The organism is Bacillus sp. FSL H8-0534 (assembly GCF_038005885.1).
Lineage (GTDB): Bacteria > Bacillota > Bacilli > Bacillales > Bacillaceae_G > Bacillus_A > Bacillus_A pseudomycoides.
In genome coordinates this window covers 143,870-163,390 of record NZ_JBBOUC010000002.1, presented here as the reverse complement: position 1 = coordinate 163,390, position 19,521 = coordinate 143,870, and the positions used below count along the sequence as shown (strand labels likewise).

The following is a 19,521-nucleotide window of genomic DNA, read 5'->3' as shown; positions in this document are numbered from 1 at the left end:
CGCCAGCATTTTGGAAAAAAAACACGCTAAGCAAAAAATACAATAAGCTTTCCATATGGAAAGCTCATTTAGTCGGATAAGCGAGGGGCATCACTGCCCCTAACTCTCCTAAGAACCGTACGTGACAGCTTTCCCGTCATACGGCTCAAGCCTTCTTTTTATCCAAACAACTTCTTACTTGATGCAAGGTACATGTACTAGCTTTGTAACCTTATTTGAGTGTATTGGTAAATCACGTATAATAACCTTTTCTCCATTTTGTAGTGGTTGTCTGCATAACGCACAACGATACCCTTGTTTTTTCGCCAGTTTAATTCTATCTAAGGTATTTGTTCCATCAAAGACCTTACGGTCTCGCTTTTCCCAGTATTCTTTAAGAGTAGGGTCATCGGGACTGTTCTTATATAAGACCATCACATGCCGTTTAATTTTAAACCAAGGCATTTGTAAGAGCTGGATATTTGTTAGAGGACAGGTCGGAGTCCAAGATTCCTTGCCTCCGTGATGAGGCTTTTTGAAGTAAGTCTTCTTTATCCATTTCCATGATTTCTTAGGGTGCAATCGGATAAGATGTTTACATATTTTCTCGAAAATATAATGACCGATTTTATCATATGTCTTTTGAGATACGACATGTCTCCAATATTGTCCATACCCTCTAATAATTGGGTTTAACACTTTAATGAGTTCCCCAATAGGCTGTCCTCTCATGATGCGGAACGTATTCCTTATCTTTTCCTTTGCCTTCTTAACGCTATCTTTGCTGGGTTTAATCAGTAATTTATTCCCTTTCCACGTTTTGTACTGACGTACGGAAAAACCTAGGAAATCAAATCCCTCTTCAATGTGAGTCACCTTTGTTTTTTCAATACTCAGCTCAAGTCCTCTTTTATTCAAGTACGGTTGTATCTTTTCATATATGGATTGAGCCTGTTGTTTCGTTTCTGTTAAGACAACGAAATCATCCGCGTATCGAACAATCGCTATTTTGCATTTAGGATGAATTGCGTAGCTTTCATTGGATTTATATGTCTTTCGATATATAACGCCAAGTTCCTCCTCCATTCCGTGTAATGCAATGTTAGCTAGAAGCGGGGATATAATTCCTCCTTGCGGAGTTCCTTCCTTTGTTTCAGAGAAAGAATGTTGATCTATATATCCAGCCTCCAACCATCGCTGAATCAGTGTTTTTCCTGGAAAACTGTAAGTTTGTTTTCGTATCCAATGATGACTTAGATGGTCAAAGCATCCTTTAAAATCACCTTCAAATATCCACTTTTTCTTACTGTTTGTGTTAATCTTATTAAAGATATTACTAATGGCATCGTGTGTACTCCGCTTCGGTCGGAACCCGTATGAGGCGGGGTCAAATCGTGCTTCCCATTGCGGTTCTAGCGCCGTTTTCACCATATTTTGATAGACTCTGTCTTTGATAGTTGGAATACCGAGAGGTCTCAGTTTTCCGTTTTTTTTAGCGATATAGGTTCGTTTCGCTGGCTTGGGAAGATGTTGAAATATACTGAGCCTCTTTAGCTGTCGGTATAATTCGTTTCTTTTTCCAGAATGAAGTGCTGTATAACCGTCTACTCCAGAGGTACGCTTTCCGTTATTCTGTTGTGTTACTTTTCTAATGGACAACAGTAAGTTAGCTTCACTCCGTAGGAGTAATCGTTGAAGTTTCCTGACTCTTCTAAGTTTCTTTTGTTGTTCGGCACGATAAATTCTTTGTCGTAGCTTCATCACATACTTTTGGACTGTATGCCAATCTACTGAATTCCAATTTGTATATGAAGCGTGCGCCGACGCTCGTTCTGAGGTGTTCATAACTGCACGCTCCTTTTCATCAAAAGTTAACCACAAATGTATTTATGTGTTGAAGACCTATGGGAAGTGGGCCCTCTTTCAAGTCTGTCATAATGTGTTCAAAAGGACGACAGTATCCGTTCAGTTATACATTTTTGCTTTCCTGTTACCTTTCGGTATAACGGCATTTGCTTTCTCCCATATCCCATACCCTCTGTTACATCGTTTGACCTTTCGATCTCTCTACTGTTTATACAGATAACATAGGGCTTACCAAGTTCCACATTCCACAGATGCGATAGGGTTAGGCAGGTTCTTTACTCCGAGCAAGATGCGGGACGCAGCACAGTAGTATTATGACCCTACTTTTCCTCTTGCCAATACCCAAGCAAAGCCATGCATTATCTTGAGCTAACGTTTACGAAGCTTACAAACCTTCACTCTCGTTTACCATACCTATCTTCTCCTAGCAGTGTTCCGGACCATGCATTTGTCCTCTGTTTCCGCATTTCCTCATGCAACCTACATTCCCGTTACCAGAAATACAGTTTCGGATGGAGACCTTCTTTGCGTCTAGAGGGGTAGCGTAAGCTACACTGTGGGAATGCAACTTCTTGTCGCACCATAATTATCGTTACCGGAAGTAAATTCTTTATATAACTATTATTAAAGATTTAATTCTAGCCATTCATCAGTCTCTTTAAAACCAAACCTTTTATATACCGGCCTACCTAACTTTGAAGCCCCAAGCCATATTTTTGTAATACCTGCTGTTTTAGCTTCAGCAACTAGTTTAGTTAACAACTTAGTGGCAATTCCTTTCCCACGATAATTTTCTTTTGTATACATATTAGTAATATAAGCCTTTTTGCCACTCTTATTAGTGTAAGTAGGTGGGAATTCATAAAAGATAATAGCACCCGTTGCAATCATTTCTTCATTATCTTCTACTATCCATTCAATTAAAGAGCCATCATTCATTTTATTGGTAAAGAACTCTTTTAGTTCCGTATCAATATTTTGATTAGGTTCGATTCCTTCGTCCACTAATTGTTTCTTTCTTAAATAAATCAATTTATCAATTTCATTAATAGTTGCTTTACGGAATTTCATCTTTTCATCATCCTTATATGATATAAAATTGGTTAACAATATATTTTTTTCCTGCTAACGGGCGTATTACTACAATCCGTTATAATGTAAAAATAATTTCTTCAACTGGAATATACATGTTTTACTTCTTCTCTTAATAAAGAAAAAGCATCTATAATTTTCTGTTGTTCCTCCGATGTAAGTCGTTCTAAAATCGCTTGTAACTTTTCTTCATCTAATTCTGTATTTCGTTTCAAGACTTCTTCACCATAAGGAGTAAGTTTTACATAAACAATTCTCTTGTCATGAGCAGAACGTTCTTTTTGTAAAATTCCTTTTTTAATAAGTCTCTTAATATGCTCAGAAGCTGTATGATGGGTAACATCAAGCACTTCTGATAAATCTTTTATCGTTACTTCTTTTTGCTTCTTAACCGTTTGCATACACCGAACATTTTGGTGGGTTAACGTTTCTTCGTGTTTATAGTGCAAGTAAAAATAAATATCTGTTAATGAGTCATTAATTTGCTTAACATCCATGTTATTACCCTCTCTTTTGTATCGTTATATACGATATAATAACAAAACGGATACTATTAAAGCAAATAAAATAGACATATCAATCCTTGTTTATTTGGTTATAATGAGAGATCTAACAATCTCATTCAAGTAGTACCAAAAATCTTTTTTTATCTCTGAGTCCTTCTTCTTATTCTCTTTCATAATTAGTATCCTCCTAAATATATCGTATTAAACGATATATAAATCGTTACTAAGCCTAAAAAACATACAAAATAGATATGCTAACAATTATTTTATTAAATAAAGATAAATCAACATTTTTTTATAATTGAGCCTTTCTCTTCCCTCCTATTATATCGCTATATACGATATAATAACAAAAATAACCAAATTAAACAACCCTTATATGATATACAAATCTAGTTAACATAACGCCCCATTATCGATAGCAAGGACAAGGAGGATCCCGACTCTCACAAGGAATCCGCCTTTGTCTTTTTCTATGATTCTATACATCTTTTTATACATTCCTATTCTAGTGCGCCTTTTGGCTGCCCGATGGTTCCCTATGTCTCCCTATTTTTTGTATAAAATCTTGCATGCTCTTAGCGTGGTTTTTTTCCAAAATGCTGGCGGTACCCCATCGCTATCAAGCTAAGGTTTTATTATACCCCCAGAACGAAATTTTTAGGCTTTCTTGTAACGAAAAAGCTTATTTATCATTTTTGCGGTAACCTGTTTTCTTAGGTTGATGACAATGGTCACTCCCCCAAATACTCGGAAAAAATGACCATTCCACTTAAACAAACTTGAAAATTACAAAAAAAAGAGTTTAATAAAGATAAGTTTAAATAAACTATCAATTAACTTTTTAGTTGATTAATACATTGGAAAAGAAGGAATAATAATGATGTTTTTTATGTTAATTATTAATGTGGGTTTTATATTTTTTATTCATTATATAACGAAGTGGGTATTTAAGTATGGAGTAAACCATCCAAGTTCAAACAAGCGCTATTTAAACCTTTTACAATTCGTTAAATTTGCTCCATTAATTGCATTACTTGTATTATTCGTACTGGTTTTAACAACTCTGCATACAAAAGCAGGTATTCGGCTATCTCATGCCTGGTATGCTGCACAATTTTGGGCTTATTATACGTTCTTGTTTTGCAGTTATATGATAACTAAGAAAAAATTTTTTCTGTTTTCGATGATTATATCTTTATTAATAGCCATTTATAACACTCCATTATTTCACTTTGAAAACCTATTTATAGGACATTATGTAGTTGTTGCTGATATTTTCGGAACTTTAATGTTTATAAATTTATGGATAGCAATATCAAAAATTTTAGTGAAAATGAAAAATAAGTAATTACTTTTGGTTCCTGTAATTGACTTAACAGAAATGCCATATACCTATCAATCTGAGATTTTGAAGTATCCCCTAAATGAAAATTTTCTTTCTCTGCAGATAGTTACTCTGAGAAGTCAGCTCATTTTTTCGTTTTGAGGGCATTTATTTTTCTTAAGTTGATGGATATGTATGGTGAGGCCTTATAGCATAAAATACGATTCTATTAGGAGTTTACTATTCTCCGTGTTATTCTTCATATTTTTGCACCAGAACCATATATTTTAATCCTTTTGTAAATCCATCTATTAAAATGTATAATTATATTGAAATTTATAACATTTTGAATCGAGGTGAATAACATGAAAAGTTTTGGTGCGTTAATAACATCTACTATCTTTTCAGCGCTTCTGGTGTTTTATAATGGCAATTCCTTCTACAATAAGTTCACATCAGGGAATACATATTACTGGGTAAACGGTATTCTAGCTGCTACATTCCTTATATCCTTAATCATCAACATGAAAGATATCATCAAGAAAAACTACACAACTTCTGAATCAAATTAAGGAGCCTATAATTGCTCCTTTTTCTATGCAAAATAAAAAAGCAGCGGATTCGCTACTTTAAGGTTCAACTATCTCCCACGTTACTCCATGAATAATTAAGTCTCGTGGTTTCTTTTTTACTTCAGCTAATATCTGTCCTTCAGGAAATGGTTCTTTAGTTTTAGTGATACTTGTACAACCAGCTTCTTCTAATGCATTATTAATCAAAGGCTCGGCATATCGATTAAAACGATTAGATAAATACACACCTCCAAATTATTCCACAACATTCTATATTCAAAGAATAAGAGTGATTTCATTTAGAGCTAGCTTAAAAATATAATTTAGTCTACACAAACTTTCAATAAAACAATTGCTTTTTTAAGTTGAAATTTGTTTTTTTTTTGACTTTGATAATTCGATTTTATTAAGAATATAATGCTTTTTTATTATTTTGCCAGTGGGGGATGGATGAGGTATTATGAAGATGTTCATCCAACTGAACAGTTTGCTCCTTTCCCTGCACAATGTGTGGGAATTTTTTTATAAAGAAAAGACACTCAATGAGTGCCTTCCTTCAGTTCTTTAGTTCACCAATTGTTTTTCTGTAGGGTTTCAACATGATTAATGAAAAAATATAGAGCAGATCTATAACAAGATAATACCATTATGTTACCTGGTTTTCTTATGCAATTTTACATATAGGAGTCTCGCCACATACCTATCAACCTAGTGAAAATAAACACCATCGATTTTTACCTAGGCAAAGCAAGAAACCACAAGGCTGCAAAGCGATTCTTCAAGAAAATTTTGCAGTCTTTTCATATTTCTGAGCCTCGTGTCGTGACAGTCGATAAGAATCCAGCTTATCCTATAGCAGTTGAAGAATTGAGAAAAGAAAAAAAGATGCCATTAGGCATCCAACTAAGGCAAGTGAAATACCTCAATAACATAGTGGAACAAGATCATCGGTTTATTAAAAAGCAAGTTCATTCGATGTTAGGATTGAAATCCTTTCGCACAGCTACATCCATTATTTCTGGAATAGAAACTATACATATGGTAAAAAAAGGGCAACTTGTTATACTGGACAAGTCTGTCCAAAATCAAGTGAAGTTCATCCATCAACTATTTGGAATTGCTGCTTAAGACTAGATTTCACTAGGAAACTTTTTGCCTCTTTATATCTTTCCTAAGTATTTGCACCAGAACCCGAAAAAATAAGCAAACCGAACAAGCTAAAGAATAAACGGCCACTATTCGTATGTTGTTACGTGTGGAAAATAATAATAAATTTGTACAAGGAAAGGGGAAAGTTCGAAAGAATATCGAATCCTTTCTCATATCACAATACAATATGGAACAACGTTCAGGAGAATATATATTTTATGTTCCTTACACCACAATTCCAGATTTAGAACAAAAGGTAGGTATCATACAATCTGTCAGTGGCTATATTGATACAATAGAATAGTTATCCTTAATTGACTCAACTTCTTTCAAGATTTTTAGTAGATGAGTATAGCAATTTAAATAGAATCAATGAGCAAGCTGTAAAGAACATATTATACAAAAGAGCATCCTTTAAATGGATGCTCTTTTGCAACTCTTATTTCACATATAGAAAAGCTTCGTTTGCAGTAATATAGTACGTTTTACCTTTGCTATTGTGTACCTTATACTGCGGAGAACCATTTACACTTACCTTTGCATCAATTGCAAATCCTAATCCTGCATCTAAAGTACCAGCAACATCTTTATCCTGCCAAGATGGAGAATCATAGAAACGTAAGTTGGTTACTTTGGACACAATACGTTTTCCTACAATAGATGAATCCACTGTGCTTTTCTTATCGAATTTAACATAAGAAGAATCGTATTTAATCCATTGCTCTCCACCAAGGTTTAACCATCCATCTTTTTCAGCCCACACAATATATGATTCTGGTTTATTTAACTGACGAATAACAGAATAGCTTGCATCAGGACCTTTACGTAAGTTCACATTGTAGCCTTGAATGTACGCTAAACCATCAGTTACAGCAGTAGGCTTTTCTTCTGGTTTAGGTGGTTGCTCAGGAACAGAAACTTCAATATTAGCATTATTGTATGCATGCTTCACATCTGCACGGAATTGAGCTTCTGATACTCCGTGACTCCGTAAATAGTCTAGTGGGTCTTCGTGATCTGTACCGCCAAGATGATACATTACGTCGTTATGCGTCCATAGTCCTTTTTCTACGCTAATACCACGGTCGCGCAAAATCTTTGCAAGCAATTTCACGTATTTATCGTATGAACGTTTGAATTTTTCATAGTCTCGTGTTTCACATAACTCTACATGTACAAATCGTTTATTTGCACCAGGTCCTGCACCATATGCGATGTATTTTGTATTAGCAATCTGAATTATTTCGTTCCAATCGACTGCATAGTGAACGAATGCGTTGCGCCATGTACGAGACTCATACTTTTGAATATTAATAGCCGGTGCTTCTGGAGTTGCTGTACTATGCGCCACAACGCCCTCGTAAGCTCCTACGCCATAACGGTATGGCACTTTAGGTAAATCATCGATAATAAGCGTTCTACCAGCAAAAGCCCCTGTCGCAAAGCTTAACAGGAGCAATAGAGTCATAGATACAGAGAAAGCTAGTTTAATTGATTTTTTCATTAAGCATCTTCTCCTTTTTCTTCGTGGTCTGTCCAAATACCTAGAGCGATTCCAAATAAATAAACAGCCTTTTCCACCTTATCCAAGTTGCCTTCGAATCCGATCATTCCAAAGACTGATAAAATTAATCCAAAGCATGAAAAAAGCGCAACCCATGTTTTCCAGTTGCGCAAACGTTTTAAAATATTTTCTTTTGTAAGTGGCATATTTTAAACACCTCCTTTCAAGAGTAATCCAATAAGTGCTGTTACAATCGCACCAATGATAATCCGGAGAATCCAGGTAGTATTAGCGCTGATTTTATCTAACTGTTTATTAATGTTTATGATGTCTTTTTCGTTGCCTAAAGTACGTGACTCTAAGTTTCGAATATCCTGCTGCATTACTTTTTGTTCGGACTTAATATCTTTTTGATCTGATCTAATTTGTTGGATTTCTTGCTTTAACTCGATAATTTCTTGCATCGTTTCACTCCTTTCAAAATAAAAAAGACCAGCTTATTGCTGCTCTGTAGGTTCGGTTAGTGTTTCTTGTGGGTATTCTCCCAATAAAATATACTCAATTATTTAGTACTAGTTTGTCGTACAGACCCTCTCAAAGGTTCTGGTGCAAATATATGAAGAAGAACGCGGATAATAGTAGATTCCTAGTGAAATCGTATTTTATGCTATAAGTCTAAACACTTGGTGGATGAACTCTGGTCTTACCCCCGTCAAGTGGACAGCTGTAAAAAAAGACTATGCAGCCATCGAGATTCGATATTCAATCGGAGCTCGATGGTTAAGCCTTTTTTGGAATCGTTTGTAGTTGTAATGATAGATGTATGTTTCAATAGCTTGAATGAGTTCTTCCTTTGTTTGATAATAATTAAGATAAAACATTTCAGATTTAAAATGAGAGAAGAATGATTCAATGCAAGCATTGTCATGGCAGTTTCCTTTGCGGGAGTGGCTGCCGATGGCGCCTAGCTGTTGAAGCGTACGGTAATAAGCATGAGATGTATATTGGAATCCTTGATCTGAGTGGATGATGGTTCCATACACATCTCTTTTTTGTGCTGTTAAATCTAACGTTTTTAGGACAAGTTGTAAATCATTACGATGTGAGAGTTTCCAAGCAACGATTTCATTGTTATAAATGTCTTGAACGACCGAGAAATAGAGAAATTTATCTTTGAATGGCAAATAAGTGATATCTGTGACAAGTACCTCATTTGGTTTGCGGTTTCGGAATTGTTGTTCTACTACATTCGGAAAAACCTTTGAGGATTTCCCGTTAAAAAAGCGTCGCTTTTTACGGATGATTGACTGAATTTGAAGTTCTCGCATAAGTCTACATACTTTTTTGTGCTTCACTAAAAATCCAGCCTCTAGTAAGGCAATTTTCATGCGAGGATAACCGTATTCCTTGTGTTTTATGTGAATGGCTTGAATCTGTTCACGCAATGTATGATCCTTTGAAAGGCGTAATTGTCTTTGCGTACATGTTGAGCGCCACTTATAGTAGCTAGATCGATTTAACTGCGCAATGACGATCAGCCAGGTTACTTTGTATCGAGAACGTAGTTCTTCAATAATCTCGTACTTAGCCGTTTGAGCAAGAACACCTCCTATAGATTTGGATACTGCTTTTTTAAATAAGCCACCTGCGCCTTGTAGTATTCCAATTCTTCTTCCACACTATCGAATTTCGTACGAGGACGACCTTTCAAGAGGTTTTTTAAGCCGTTATTGCCGCCGTTGTTTCCCCGCAAGTCTGAAATATCGCCTGTTTCTTGATATCTCCGGACCCAATTCATTAACTGTGTTCTACTTTTCAGCTTATATTTCTTAGCTATAGCTGTTTGGCTACCTTCACCATTTAAATAACTTTTTACAACTTGTATCTTTAATTCATCTGAATAAGTTTGAAATTTATCCCCTTTTTTAACCATAATAAAATCCCCTCCAAGTAAAAGTGTAACATCCATGTTTATTCATAGTCTTTTTACACTGTCTACCTTAAGGGGATAATATCAGTGGTGAGTAGTTCAAGAAGTCTTTAAACAAACTAATCGCTGAACCGCTCCTTTCATTCTCGAATCGAGGCACGAAAACAACTTAGTGTATAGGACAACACTGCCATTTTTCATTTCCGGTCATGCCTTGATTCCAAAATAAAGATCCACTCAAACGAACGACTCTAATCTTTTATTCTTATCTAACATCGAAAGTTTGGAGCATTTTAAACTAAAATTAAAAGGCATGAGCCCTTTAAAATATCGGACCCATGCTCAAAAAGCTACTTAAATTTTTTGTCTAACTTTTTGGGTTCAATTCAATAAGAGCCGATTTTTAAACTATCTAAGCCACTTTGTATAACTCTCATCGAAATACATCCAACCTTCAACACCTTCACCCGTTACATAAATCCAATTCTCATAACGATAATGAACATCGTAAGCAGATTGTTTTGTAATTTTATTTATAATAGGATCTCCAGTGGAAGCACCTTTTCTAAGATTGATGTTTGTGCCAGAAATCCAAACAACCCCTTTTGTTTTTCCGTCTTTATTAATTTTACAAACGTCTTCACGGATCCAATTATTTTCTGCAATTTTATACCAGAAACGACTACCATCATAATGCCAATCTAAGTATACATGGCCACTTCCTTTGGGAACATCACCAACGTGCTCTGATGTTTCACAAGGCGCTGAGTATACCTTTGAATGGGGCTGTGTGACAGTGATAGAACCGATATTATTTGTTTCCCATCCAGAAGGTAACGAAACGTTCTTTCGAGTATCCACATCTGTATTTCCAGTGTTGCCACCGTTGTTAAATGCGTTATTTACCTTCTCAATGAAATGGTCCAATCTTCCTTCGTCGAGCATACGGTGTGGACAATGTTTTCCACTCCACGATTTATGAGTACGTATATTACTAATTGGGATGTTAAATTGTTCCATTAACTGAGCTATAATAATTGCAGCAGTATCTTCTGCTTTGTAATATCTATCCCCACCGCTTAAAGAGTAGCAAATTTCAACCCCGATAGATTTACGATTCCCATTTCCGTTACCATCACCAGCATGCCAAGCATTACGATCGAACGGAATACCTTGTACTGCTTCTTTATCGTCTACTGCAACATGGAATGAAACTGAATTATTATTTCCAATCATATAAGATATTTCATTTTCAGCTGATGCATCATTGTACGTATTATGCACTGTGATGAATTCCGGTGTCATTGCATAGGGACACTTTATACCATATTTACTTGAGTTAACTAATTTTTGTCTAATTTCCATTACTGAACATCTCCGTTTTATTCTCTTGTTTTTTCACCTGAAATTTCTACTGTGTTACTAAGTACACCTGATGGCTTAATGCATATATGGCTAGCTTTTTCTATAAGTGATTCATTGTTATCACTTTCTTTCAAAAGAAAAAGAGCAACTATGTATCAGTTGCTCTTCCATTAATTTCTCTCTACGCTCCGATCACCGTTTTACAGGGATTAACCCCACCGCAAAAAAAGCATCCTATGATGCTTTTTTTCATCTAATTTAATATTCATGAATTTCGAGATACTACTTTACATCAAAATGTTTTTCTTCTACCCAAATGTTTTGACCAATATCAATATATCCGTCTTGACACGCATAAATTCCATATGGAACAGATCCATCTACATTATCTGTATAATTTCCGTTAGAACCATCATATGTGTTAATATCATAACCTGCCGGATATTTTGAATAAGCACTGAACCATTGTATATCGAAGTGTTCCAGTATTATAACCACAAAAGAATTACAGTAAAATTAAAAGGCATGAGTCCTTTACAATATCGGACCCATGCTCAAAGAAGCTACTTAAATTCTCTTGTCTAACTTTTTGGGTTCAATTCAATAAGAGCCGACTTTTAAACTATCTAAGCCATTTTGTATAACTCTCATCGAAATACATCCAACCTTCAACACCTTCACCCGTTACATAAATCCAATTCTCATAACGATAATGAACATCGTAAGCAGATTGTTTTGTAATTTTATTTATAATAGGATCTCCAGTGGAAGCACCTTTTCTAAGATTGATGTTTGTGCCAGAAATCCAAACAACTCCTTTTGATTTTCCGTCTTTATTAATTTTACAAACGTCTTCACGGATCCAATTATTTTCTGCAATTTTATACCAGAAACGACTACCATCATAATGCCAATCTAAGTATATATGGCCACTTCCTTTGGGAACATCACCAACGTGCTCTGATGTTTCACTAGGCGCTGAATATACCTTTGAATGAGGCTGTGTGACAGTGATAGAACCTATATTATTTGTTTCCCATCCAGAAGGTAACGAAACGTTCTTTCGAGTATCCACATCTGTATTTCCAGTGTTGCCACCGTCCCCTTTCCCCAAGTAGTCTAACGGGTTCACAGCATTACTCTTATTAATATTCCAGCCACCTTTATGCAATTCAAAATGTAAGTGCTGACCATAAGCCTGTCCCGTACTTCCCATAACTCCAATTGTTTGTCCTTGTGTAACATAATCGCCTTCTTTAACCGTTCGAGAACCACTACGCATATGAGCGTATACAGTTTCCCATGTAACTCCATCAATGGTGTGCACAATCATAATACATTCACCATAACTAGATGAAAAATAAGAACGACTAACTTTCCCGCTAGCCGCTGCATAAATTGGATGATACCCCGCTTCAGCAAGGTCTACCCCATGATGATCTGGTCTGTCACCTCTAAAACCGCTTGTTACTCTCATTGTGTCTGTTGGATAAATAAATTTTGCCATATTCATCTTCCTTTCTATTTTTACAGAATATAAAAAAGGTCCTTACATGAGCACCTTCGTTCACTGTCTATATTTATTATTTTTGGGATATATTATAGTTTTTCAAATCTTAAGATGAGTAGAACAAAAAACCCTCCGTCGTTACCTAACATCAAAATGTTCTTTTTTAACCATGTACTGTTTCCAAGTCATAACATAGGCTGTTCATACCAAACTACACTTAAAATAAGATACGGTGTTTTTAGTTACATTACCCGTAAAATATCCACCTTGTGCTTGGCTATACATCTAAATTCCCATCCAATCGGATATTTAGATGTAGTAATACCAAGACCTATTGGTTACAGAGGTTTTTCAGGAGGATCAGTTTAGAAACTAGTATCCTATTATATCCCGCTTTATCTTAAGAAATTTGAAAGTTTGGATCATTTTAAACTATCTAAGCCACTTTGTATAACTCTCATCGAAATACATCCAACCTTCAACACCTTCACCCGTTACATAAATCCAATTCTCATAACGATAATGAACATCGTAAGCAGATTGTTTTGTAATTTTATTTATAATAGGATCTCCAGTGGAAGCACCTTTTCTAAGATTGATGTTTGTGCCAGAAATCCAAACAACTCCTTTTGATTTTCCGTCTTTATTAATTTTACAAACGTCTTCACGGATCCAATTATTTTCTGCAATTTTATACCAGAAACGACTACCATCATAATGCCAATCTAAGTATATATGGCCACTTCCTTTGGGAACATCACCAACGTGCTCTGATGTTTCACTAGGCGCTGAATATACCTTTGAATGAGGCTGTGTGACAGTGATAGAACCTATATTATTTGTTTCCCATCCAGAAGGTAACGAAACGTTCTTTCGAGTATCCACATCTGCAGAATCAGTTCCTCCATTAAAATCCACATATTGTTTAACAATTTCAGCGTAGAAAAAATTCCCCCCGCTTTTATATCGATAACCACCATTGTATGCTACAGCGATAGGGTGACTATACCGAACCATAGTACCATTTGTATTTCCAAGAGATGGTGCAACAACAGTTTTAGAATACAGGTCTGCCACCGGTAGTGAATGCTGTTTATTGTTAGAAGCTAGCCAACGAATGTAAGCACGTCCAAAATTATATGTTTGAACAATAGCACTTAAATCAGTAATACCGTACTTCTTTGCATCTGCAAAAGATCCTTTTAAGTGCATTACTCCGTAATGAATGGACTCCTTAGGGTTGTTAATTGAATTCGCAGGTCTTCCTTGAGATTCACTTGACTGCATAATATCGGGGGTCTGTTCGGAATTCCCACCACTTTCCACCATAATAATTCCAAGCACATAAGGTACTAACTCAGGTACACCTTGTGCATTACATTCATTTTCTACCATTGTCTGCCATCGTAGAACCTGTTGCGGCAGATTAACGGTTTTAGCTGAAGCAACTAATTTATTCATTACTAAACATCTCCTTATCCTTCTTATTATTTTCCGCCTAAAAACCTACTTCTTTACTGAGTACATCTAACTGCTAAATGCTCTTTGTTCTGTAAAACTAGTTCCTAGTACTCACCTTGGTTCATAAGAAAAAGAGCAACCATACAATAGTTGCCCTTTCGTGAAAACCTTATATTACTACTATAAATCATTTTTTCAATGGTTTCTGTACACCACATGTAATCTACATAAAGGTAACATTAAAATTCATCTAGAAACTTGACAATCTTTTTTATTTCAGCATGCTTACGTCGGATATAGCCTGTACTATAATGCAAATCAAAAGCTATTTGTTCTAAAGTCATTCCGTCCACATATTTCATTTTTAGTATTCGATTTTCTAATCCTGTAAACTTACTAATCAAATACTTTAAATCGTACATAGCATTCATCTTATGAGCTAATTCATATTCAATTGCTTCAATATGTCCTTCTACTTTCGCACCGTCCGATTCAGCAGTTAAACGAACATCCCGTAAATCACCACTAATCCAGCGTTTTAATTCAGCTTTTGTTTTATCTAAATTGTAGTCCAAATAAGCAATATCTTCTTCTAATTTCTGATAGTCTTTCATCCATTCAAACAAATGATAATTCACCTACTTTCTATGTAAAAAACAACAAATCTCATAAAACATGTTTATTTTTTTCGTTCTAAGACGTTTTACCACGCTGAAGACCAATGGCATTCAGAAAGAAAAACAACTTCAATAATTTATAGATGTTTTTCTCATACAATTCATCTGCTAATTCCTTACTCATTTTCCCCATCTCCTTTTAATAGATCCCAAAGTTCTTGCTCGCTCATTTCATAAAGCTGCCGTCCTGTATCTTCTTCCGTATAAACCTCTTTATGTAATAACACATCGATATAAATTTATTTCCTGCCCATTACCTAAATCATACTTTTCACATAGTCTTCCTTCAGATCTCGCACCAATATAATTTCCTTTGGCCCCACTTCATGCCCTAGCGAATTCACCTTCCTCGCATGTGCCTCGCCATACAGCGTCACACGCGATATAGCGATACGCTGCCCTGTCTTCTTATGCGTCCAAAAACCGTGTAGTCTTGCCCGTTCCTTTGCTGTCATGGCTTATCCTCCTAGCTAATTTGCTTTCTCTTTCTTTTCCTCTTATTCGCTTGTAATGTAGCCGCCAAATCCATATCCCATTTCCCCTCCATTTGCATTTGATAAGCTATTTCCAAACGCGCCAAGACGTCATGACGTCTTCCATCCACTTCTTCAGGACTCTGATTACCTGCTGTGCAAATACATGGCGCAAATTGATAACAGCCATTCCCCATGTCGTTCCTAATAACTCCCGTTTCTTTACATGCACACATTGTTATTCCCCCTTTTTGAAGTTTCGCAATCTATAATTATCGCCAAACATTTCTAGCATTTCTGCGTTTTCCATCATTCTGCTAAAATCTCGTTCTCCGTACATTTCTGCTAATTGGCCTACGTTGAAATTTGTTGTAAATAACGTACTTTTACCTATACGACTATCTACAATTTCATTTGTCTTCGTTTGCTTCCAGGTAACGCCCTCTTTATCTTTTTCTGTAAACTCTGCTCCAAAATCATCGATAATAAGTACGTCTACTTTAGCAAGGAGAGACATAAGCTTTTCCTCCGTTAGTTCGCTGTTTTTATTCCATGTAGATTTGATTTTGGTAAATAGCTTATTCATTTGGATGAACATTGCACTATATCCACGTTTCATTAATTCTTTTGTAGCTGCTACACACAAATGACTTTTACCCACTCCGTAATCTCCAGTTATAATCATGCTCGTTGGATCTTCTTTGCTATATGTAAAAACGAAATTCATGATTGTCTCTTTAGCATCTGCTAATTCCTTTGTAGGTGGTGCATAGTTATCAAAAGTAGCCTTCTTTAATTTTTCGTTGATTAGGCTATTATCTGCGAATGAATCGTATAAACTAATGACTTGGTTCCTCTTTTGTATTACAAGCGTTTCCTGAGCTAACTGGACGTCCTGAGGAGCGATTTCTTTGCAATGCCAGCAATAAGTTTTGTTATTTTCATCAAGAAACTTTTTCCTTCTACATAAATCACATCTTTCATTTGCGACCTTTGGTAAAGTCATATTTGCTGATGAAGCTACTATCTTTGCCACTACTTGCATTCGAACTCGCTCCTTTTTTAGGTTGTTGGTTTAAGTATTCTTCAAATTTCGTTCCGAATAATGTTGATGGTCTTAAATATTGGTTATACTCTTCATCTGTTAACCAATGAGAAGCTTTTATATCAATTACTTTCTTGAAATCTTCTATAGTAAAACCTTGATTAAATCTCGCTTTAATTAGGTCTTTTGTTTTGGCTGTTTTGTATTTATAAGATTTACCTGCTTTTTCATTAAGATAAGAAACAATATCTTCATAAGGGATGCAGTCTTTTGACCGTTCTTTTTGGTCAGAAGACATATTATCTTCTAATGTAGTACTCTTTGTTGTAGTCTCTGTAGTAATCTCTGTTAAAGAATTTACTGTTTCGATAAGTTCCATTTCACTCAAAGGGGAATTTGGAATTTCCCCAAAGGTTAAAATCCATTTCACCCTTTCGGTAACTTCGGAAGTATTTAATTTAATGTGATTTGTAGGAGCACCATTAAATTTGAACTTTTTAACTTCTACAAATCCTTTATCGATTAAAATTTTAATTGCTCGATCATATTGTTTAGGAGTAATCCTTATCTCGTTACGCCAATCTTCACGACCTTTAGCAAGCCAAAACTCTCCGTTCTTCTTAACCCTTAATTTGCTCTTTCCTTGTTCATTAGGCATATACCAGTAAACAATTTGACCTAATAAAATCCCTGCAATTAAATCCCCAGTGATATCAACATAAGCAAGTCGCACCATATAACCGTTTCTTGCAAATGTTTCTAGTTGAAATATGTTGCTACTCATTTAGTTCACCATCTTCCTCATCACGCATTCTCCCTTTCGCATACTGCTGCCTTTAACACTGATTACAGATCGCGATACGGGAAAGCCCATACAGGACTTTAGTCCGCCTTTAGGCATGGGATGAAAGTATCGCTTTTTCATAGAAAAACACCTGTTTTTTGGGTATACTTCAACCATAGACAAGAACAAGTCTTTAAAACGCCTATGTGTTCCTTGAAAACAAGATATCATATGAAGTCCGATAGACTAACTCATGCTATCGGTAAAATAATATGTGTCGTCAAGAACTAGACGCTAAAACGTTTGAACACGCAACTAGCTGTACGGTATGGTCATAGTACCGTAGCTCACGAACCTATTGGGTCTGTCGTGAGAGTGGTGTTGGCACACCGCAATCTTGCACGTCAGCGATACCAGAAATGGACTTCGCCCTTGGTAGCAAGAATCCCACTGGATTTAGCCAGCTTGCCCCTTTAGGGATGGGAGTGTCAATTCCGTTTGTTTGCTAACTTCATACACTTCTATCAGTGCCTGTAATCCGTATTCATAAGCCACAACCATCGATGCAGCGTTATCTTCATCACTTTGCTTATATCTTTCAACTAAACTCTTAAGAATTTGAATTTCAGCTTCGATTTTGTTTTGTAAATTCATCTTATTCACCTGCGACTTTCTTCAAGGAATGGCCTACAACATATTCCTCAACGCATTCTGTTGAATTGTGTATAAAATCGCCTTCAAAATCCAAGTACTCTTCACCAAAATAAATCTCTTGAGAGCAACCTTCGCAATTCCCAATAGAATCATTCACTGATGAATCATGAGGATTTCCAATTAACATCGGATTTTCAATCATTTCCACATTCCTCCTTATTTAAGAAGAGAAACAAAATATGTTATAATATAAGTACTAATATCTTTATCTTGTTTCTCCAAAACCGTCTTAGGGGTAGGACGTTTTTTTATTTCTCAACATATAGACTGAATATTCTGTATTATTGTTGTATTAATCTTGATAAGTCTCTGATAAAATATGAAGTGCATATCGAAATATCACTTTCTTCAAGCCTGTGCCTCCCCGTACAGGTTTTTTTTATATGTTCTTAAAATCGTCAAAATCACTTTGATGCTTCATAAAAAGTTCGTGATATTATATTGGTACAAAGTCATGTGTTCCCTTAACCCAAAACCTTAGTGATGCCCTGTAACCCTGGACAGGGCTTTTTATGTATCTTTTTTAGCTAGAGTTATATAATGGTACTTCTCGATAATTGCCACACTGTTATGTAACCCTCTAGCCTTTAATGCGTTTATAATTCCAATGATTTTCTTCGTATTTGTCACGCTGCTCTTTGGTCATTACTCCTCATCCTTCATGAACAATTTGTCTATCCGCTCCATCACATACCCTAGTCCAGCAAAACAAGCTATAACCACCACTACCATGAATAGTGAGAATGTACTTTCTTCCACTACTTAGATCGCCTCCTGATTAAGAAACTTATTAATAAAGTAAAACTGGCCTTTTCCTGTAACTTTTGGTGTGAATGATGTTACGAATTCACCTTCACTATTTGTTCTTACAAATTCTTGTGACTCGAATAATCCTAAATCCATTGCATACTGAGTAGGTGTGTTGTACATGCTTCCTCTTTTCTTGCAAAGGTAGCCGTTTTCTCTCAACCATTCGAAGAGTCTGTTTTGACCTGTTTCTATTCCTTTTTGTTTCATTAGAATCGCTAACTGCTTTATGCTGATTAGATTCGTTGAAACTTGGACTGCTTGAGCAAATGTTACTAAAGGTTGTTGCTGTAATACTTTTCGTTCAGCTTCAAAGCGTCTCTCTTTTTCTTCTTTTAAATTAGTGAGAAGACCGATCATGAAGTCTGGATTAGTTACCACTTGTTCTAGTACTTGATCTGTCATATATACTCCGTGTTTACGGATTGTTGGAAGAACTTCTTCAATTACCCATTTTTCAAATTGATCCGCTTGTGGAAGTTTTGATTTTACGATTAAGCGGTATAAATTGGATTCATTGATGAATTTTTTTCTTTGTCGTCCACTATTAGTAGGGACTAACGTTTCGTTCACCCCTTCAGATTTACAATGATCTTTAATTGCTTTGTGTGGATTTGAATACCCTAATGCTTTAGCGACATCTGTTGCCGGAAAGTATTCTTTTCCATCTTTAATAAGAATTCCTAAGTTCCCGAACATACTGTGTGAAAATTTTTTGAGTTCATTCATTTGGTTTACTCCTTTTTTACTTTATAAACCT

24 protein-coding genes and 3 pseudogenes are annotated in these 19,521 nt (G+C 35.7%); 5 read left to right on the top strand and 22 right to left on the bottom strand.

Going from position 1 to position 19,521, the window contains the following annotated elements; all coding sequences use genetic code 11:
* Positions 1 to 174: 174 nt before the first annotated feature.
* The 3 genes from ltrA to MHH71_RS27810 all read right to left on the bottom strand — a co-directional run bounded on the left by ltrA (position 175) and on the right by MHH71_RS27810 (position 3,434).
* Positions 175 to 1,824, bottom strand: coding sequence for a group II intron reverse transcriptase/maturase (ltrA, locus tag MHH71_RS27820; RefSeq protein WP_006096946.1), 1,650 nt, complete (start codon positions 1,822 to 1,824; stop codon positions 175 to 177).
* A gap of 645 nt (positions 1,825 to 2,469) precedes the next feature.
* A complete protein-coding gene (locus tag MHH71_RS27815; RefSeq protein WP_006097370.1) occupies positions 2,470 to 2,916 on the bottom strand; it encodes a GNAT family N-acetyltransferase in 447 nt (148 codons plus the stop codon).
* A 101-nt stretch (positions 2,917 to 3,017) separates the two neighbouring features.
* Positions 3,018 to 3,434: a MarR family winged helix-turn-helix transcriptional regulator gene (locus MHH71_RS27810; RefSeq protein WP_033799461.1), complete on the bottom strand. Its 417-nt coding sequence runs from the start codon at positions 3,432 to 3,434 to the stop codon at positions 3,018 to 3,020.
* 889 nt (positions 3,435 to 4,323) lie between these two features.
* Between MHH71_RS27810 and MHH71_RS27805 the strand changes: the two genes are divergently transcribed.
* Positions 4,324 to 4,794 (top strand): hypothetical protein, encoded by a 471-nt coding sequence (locus MHH71_RS27805; RefSeq protein WP_006097372.1) that lies wholly within the window; start codon positions 4,324 to 4,326, stop codon positions 4,792 to 4,794.
* 341 nt (positions 4,795 to 5,135) lie between these two features.
* A complete protein-coding gene (locus MHH71_RS27800; RefSeq protein ID WP_078212033.1) occupies positions 5,136 to 5,342 on the top strand; it encodes a hypothetical protein in 207 nt (68 codons plus the stop codon).
* A 57-nt stretch (positions 5,343 to 5,399) separates the two neighbouring features.
* On the opposite strand, the gene MHH71_RS27795 is transcribed toward MHH71_RS27800, so the two are convergent.
* Positions 5,400 to 5,588, bottom strand: coding sequence for a hypothetical protein (locus MHH71_RS27795; protein ID WP_006097373.1), 189 nt, complete (start codon positions 5,586 to 5,588; stop codon positions 5,400 to 5,402).
* Positions 5,589 to 6,056: 468 nt separating this feature from the next.
* On the opposite strand from MHH71_RS27795, the pseudogene MHH71_RS27790 reads away from it, so the two are divergent.
* Together MHH71_RS27790 and MHH71_RS27785 are read left to right on the top strand one after the other, a co-directional pair.
* Positions 6,057 to 6,470: pseudogene (locus tag MHH71_RS27790) on the top strand (DDE-type integrase/transposase/recombinase); the annotation flags it as partial.
* A gap of 61 nt (positions 6,471 to 6,531) precedes the next feature.
* Positions 6,532 to 6,759: pseudogene (locus tag MHH71_RS27785) on the top strand (recombinase family protein); the annotation flags it as partial.
* 171 nt (positions 6,760 to 6,930) lie between these two features.
* On the opposite strand, the gene MHH71_RS27780 reads toward MHH71_RS27785, so the two are convergent.
* From MHH71_RS27780 to MHH71_RS27750, 7 genes and pseudogenes are all read right to left on the bottom strand, one after another.
* The gene (locus MHH71_RS27780; protein ID WP_371400323.1) at positions 6,931 to 7,959 is read right to left on the bottom strand and encodes an N-acetylmuramoyl-L-alanine amidase; all 1,029 of its coding nucleotides are present in this window, start codon (positions 7,957 to 7,959) and stop codon (positions 6,931 to 6,933) included.
* A 35-nt stretch (positions 7,960 to 7,994) separates the two neighbouring features.
* Complete coding sequence (locus tag MHH71_RS27775) at positions 7,995 to 8,201, bottom strand: hypothetical protein (RefSeq protein ID WP_006097577.1); 207 nt, start codon at positions 8,199 to 8,201, stop codon at positions 7,995 to 7,997.
* Positions 8,202 to 8,204: 3 nt separating this feature from the next.
* Positions 8,205 to 8,459, bottom strand: a complete 255-nt coding sequence (locus MHH71_RS27770; protein WP_006097576.1) for a hemolysin XhlA family protein — start codon at positions 8,457 to 8,459, stop codon at positions 8,205 to 8,207.
* Between the two features lie 273 nt (positions 8,460 to 8,732).
* On the bottom strand, positions 8,733 to 9,569 hold the full coding sequence (locus tag MHH71_RS27765) for an IS3 family transposase (RefSeq protein ID WP_240517008.1): 837 nt from the start codon (positions 9,567 to 9,569) through the stop codon (positions 8,733 to 8,735).
* 35 nt (positions 9,570 to 9,604) lie between these two features.
* The gene (locus MHH71_RS27760; protein ID WP_033799527.1) at positions 9,605 to 9,928 is read right to left on the bottom strand and encodes a helix-turn-helix domain-containing protein; all 324 of its coding nucleotides are present in this window, start codon (positions 9,926 to 9,928) and stop codon (positions 9,605 to 9,607) included.
* A 405-nt stretch (positions 9,929 to 10,333) separates the two neighbouring features.
* Positions 10,334 to 11,290 carry an N-acetylmuramoyl-L-alanine amidase gene (locus tag MHH71_RS27755; RefSeq protein ID WP_078212031.1) on the bottom strand — a complete coding sequence of 319 codons (957 nt, stop codon included), beginning with the start codon at positions 11,288 to 11,290 and terminating at the stop codon, positions 10,334 to 10,336.
* Positions 11,291 to 11,572: 282 nt separating this feature from the next.
* Positions 11,573 to 11,773, bottom strand: a pseudogene (locus MHH71_RS27750) (peptidase M23); the annotation flags it as partial.
* On the opposite strand from MHH71_RS27750, the gene MHH71_RS30730 reads away from it, so the two are divergent.
* Positions 11,768 to 11,875: an IS3 family transposase gene (locus MHH71_RS30730; protein WP_157753651.1), complete on the top strand. Its 108-nt coding sequence runs from the start codon at positions 11,768 to 11,770 to the stop codon at positions 11,873 to 11,875. The pseudogene MHH71_RS27750 and the gene MHH71_RS30730 overlap by 6 nt on opposite strands.
* Positions 11,876 to 11,912: 37 nt before the next feature.
* On the opposite strand, the gene MHH71_RS27745 is transcribed toward MHH71_RS30730, so the two are convergent.
* The 11 genes from MHH71_RS27745 to MHH71_RS27695 all read right to left on the bottom strand — a co-directional run bounded on the left by MHH71_RS27745 (position 11,913) and on the right by MHH71_RS27695 (position 19,490).
* Positions 11,913 to 12,797, bottom strand: a complete 885-nt coding sequence (locus tag MHH71_RS27745; RefSeq protein WP_340725666.1) for a M23 family metallopeptidase — start codon at positions 12,795 to 12,797, stop codon at positions 11,913 to 11,915.
* Positions 12,798 to 13,232: 435 nt separating this feature from the next.
* Positions 13,233 to 14,261: a lysozyme family protein gene (locus MHH71_RS27740; RefSeq protein WP_078212027.1), complete on the bottom strand. Its 1,029-nt coding sequence runs from the start codon at positions 14,259 to 14,261 to the stop codon at positions 13,233 to 13,235.
* 239 nt (positions 14,262 to 14,500) lie between these two features.
* Positions 14,501 to 14,887: a hypothetical protein gene (locus tag MHH71_RS27735; RefSeq protein WP_018767569.1), complete on the bottom strand. Its 387-nt coding sequence runs from the start codon at positions 14,885 to 14,887 to the stop codon at positions 14,501 to 14,503.
* A gap of 167 nt (positions 14,888 to 15,054) precedes the next feature.
* Positions 15,055 to 15,177, bottom strand: coding sequence for a Fur-regulated basic protein FbpA (locus tag MHH71_RS27730; RefSeq protein ID WP_240517046.1), 123 nt, complete (start codon positions 15,175 to 15,177; stop codon positions 15,055 to 15,057).
* Positions 15,178 to 15,195: 18 nt separating this feature from the next.
* Positions 15,196 to 15,393: a hypothetical protein gene (locus MHH71_RS27725; protein ID WP_006097381.1), complete on the bottom strand. Its 198-nt coding sequence runs from the start codon at positions 15,391 to 15,393 to the stop codon at positions 15,196 to 15,198.
* Positions 15,394 to 15,404: 11 nt separating this feature from the next.
* A complete protein-coding gene (locus MHH71_RS27720) occupies positions 15,405 to 15,647 on the bottom strand; it encodes a hypothetical protein (protein WP_033799465.1) in 243 nt (80 codons plus the stop codon).
* A gap of 2 nt (positions 15,648 to 15,649) precedes the next feature.
* Positions 15,650 to 16,456, bottom strand: a complete 807-nt coding sequence (locus MHH71_RS27715; RefSeq protein ID WP_033799466.1) for an ATP-binding protein — start codon at positions 16,454 to 16,456, stop codon at positions 15,650 to 15,652.
* Positions 16,392 to 17,240 (bottom strand): conserved phage C-terminal domain-containing protein, encoded by an 849-nt coding sequence (locus tag MHH71_RS27710; protein ID WP_033799467.1) that lies wholly within the window; start codon positions 17,238 to 17,240, stop codon positions 16,392 to 16,394. Before MHH71_RS27710 ends, MHH71_RS27715 begins: the two co-directional genes overlap by 65 nt.
* Positions 17,241 to 17,696: 456 nt before the next feature.
* Positions 17,697 to 17,894 (bottom strand): hypothetical protein, encoded by a 198-nt coding sequence (locus MHH71_RS27705; RefSeq protein ID WP_006097385.1) that lies wholly within the window; start codon positions 17,892 to 17,894, stop codon positions 17,697 to 17,699.
* A gap of 1 nt (position 17,895) precedes the next feature.
* Positions 17,896 to 18,096 carry a hypothetical protein gene (locus MHH71_RS27700; protein WP_018783084.1) on the bottom strand — a complete coding sequence of 67 codons (201 nt, stop codon included), beginning with the start codon at positions 18,094 to 18,096 and terminating at the stop codon, positions 17,896 to 17,898.
* Positions 18,097 to 18,716: 620 nt separating this feature from the next.
* Positions 18,717 to 19,490 (bottom strand): phage antirepressor, encoded by a 774-nt coding sequence (locus MHH71_RS27695; RefSeq protein ID WP_033799468.1) that lies wholly within the window; start codon positions 19,488 to 19,490, stop codon positions 18,717 to 18,719.
* Positions 19,491 to 19,521 lie beyond the last annotated feature (31 nt).

What these genes read in the sequence shown, in the direction of transcription:
- ltrA (WP_006096946.1), bottom strand. Translation starts at nt 1,824, where the DNA reads ATGAACACCTCAGAACGAGCGTCGGCGCACGCTTCATATACAAATTGG.
- MHH71_RS27815 (WP_006097370.1), bottom strand. Translation starts at nt 2,916, where the DNA reads ATGAAATTCCGTAAAGCAACTATTAATGAAATTGATAAATTGATTTAT.
- MHH71_RS27810 (WP_033799461.1), bottom strand. Translation starts at nt 3,434, where the DNA reads ATGGATGTTAAGCAAATTAATGACTCATTAACAGATATTTATTTTTAC.
- MHH71_RS27805 (WP_006097372.1), top strand. Translation starts at nt 4,324, where the DNA reads ATGATGTTTTTTATGTTAATTATTAATGTGGGTTTTATATTTTTTATT.
- MHH71_RS27800 (WP_078212033.1), top strand. Translation starts at nt 5,136, where the DNA reads ATGAAAAGTTTTGGTGCGTTAATAACATCTACTATCTTTTCAGCGCTT.
- MHH71_RS27780 (WP_371400323.1), bottom strand. Translation starts at nt 7,959, where the DNA reads ATGACTCTATTGCTCCTGTTAAGCTTTGCGACAGGGGCTTTTGCTGGT.
- MHH71_RS27775 (WP_006097577.1), bottom strand. Translation starts at nt 8,201, where the DNA reads ATGCCACTTACAAAAGAAAATATTTTAAAACGTTTGCGCAACTGGAAA.
- MHH71_RS27770 (WP_006097576.1), bottom strand. Translation starts at nt 8,459, where the DNA reads ATGCAAGAAATTATCGAGTTAAAGCAAGAAATCCAACAAATTAGATCA.
- MHH71_RS27760 (WP_033799527.1), bottom strand. Translation starts at nt 9,928, where the DNA reads ATGGTTAAAAAAGGGGATAAATTTCAAACTTATTCAGATGAATTAAAG.
- MHH71_RS27755 (WP_078212031.1), bottom strand. Translation starts at nt 11,290, where the DNA reads ATGGAAATTAGACAAAAATTAGTTAACTCAAGTAAATATGGTATAAAG.
- MHH71_RS27745 (WP_340725666.1), bottom strand. Translation starts at nt 12,797, where the DNA reads ATGGCAAAATTTATTTATCCAACAGACACAATGAGAGTAACAAGCGGT.
- MHH71_RS27740 (WP_078212027.1), bottom strand. Translation starts at nt 14,261, where the DNA reads ATGAATAAATTAGTTGCTTCAGCTAAAACCGTTAATCTGCCGCAACAG.
- MHH71_RS27725 (WP_006097381.1), bottom strand. Translation starts at nt 15,393, where the DNA reads ATGACAGCAAAGGAACGGGCAAGACTACACGGTTTTTGGACGCATAAG.
- MHH71_RS27720 (WP_033799465.1), bottom strand. Translation starts at nt 15,647, where the DNA reads ATGTGTGCATGTAAAGAAACGGGAGTTATTAGGAACGACATGGGGAAT.
- MHH71_RS27715 (WP_033799466.1), bottom strand. Translation starts at nt 16,456, where the DNA reads ATGCAAGTAGTGGCAAAGATAGTAGCTTCATCAGCAAATATGACTTTA.
- MHH71_RS27710 (WP_033799467.1), bottom strand. Translation starts at nt 17,240, where the DNA reads ATGAGTAGCAACATATTTCAACTAGAAACATTTGCAAGAAACGGTTAT.
- MHH71_RS27705 (WP_006097385.1), bottom strand. Translation starts at nt 17,894, where the DNA reads ATGAATTTACAAAACAAAATCGAAGCTGAAATTCAAATTCTTAAGAGT.
- MHH71_RS27700 (WP_018783084.1), bottom strand. Translation starts at nt 18,096, where the DNA reads ATGATTGAAAATCCGATGTTAATTGGAAATCCTCATGATTCATCAGTG.
- MHH71_RS27695 (WP_033799468.1), bottom strand. Translation starts at nt 19,490, where the DNA reads ATGAATGAACTCAAAAAATTTTCACACAGTATGTTCGGGAACTTAGGA.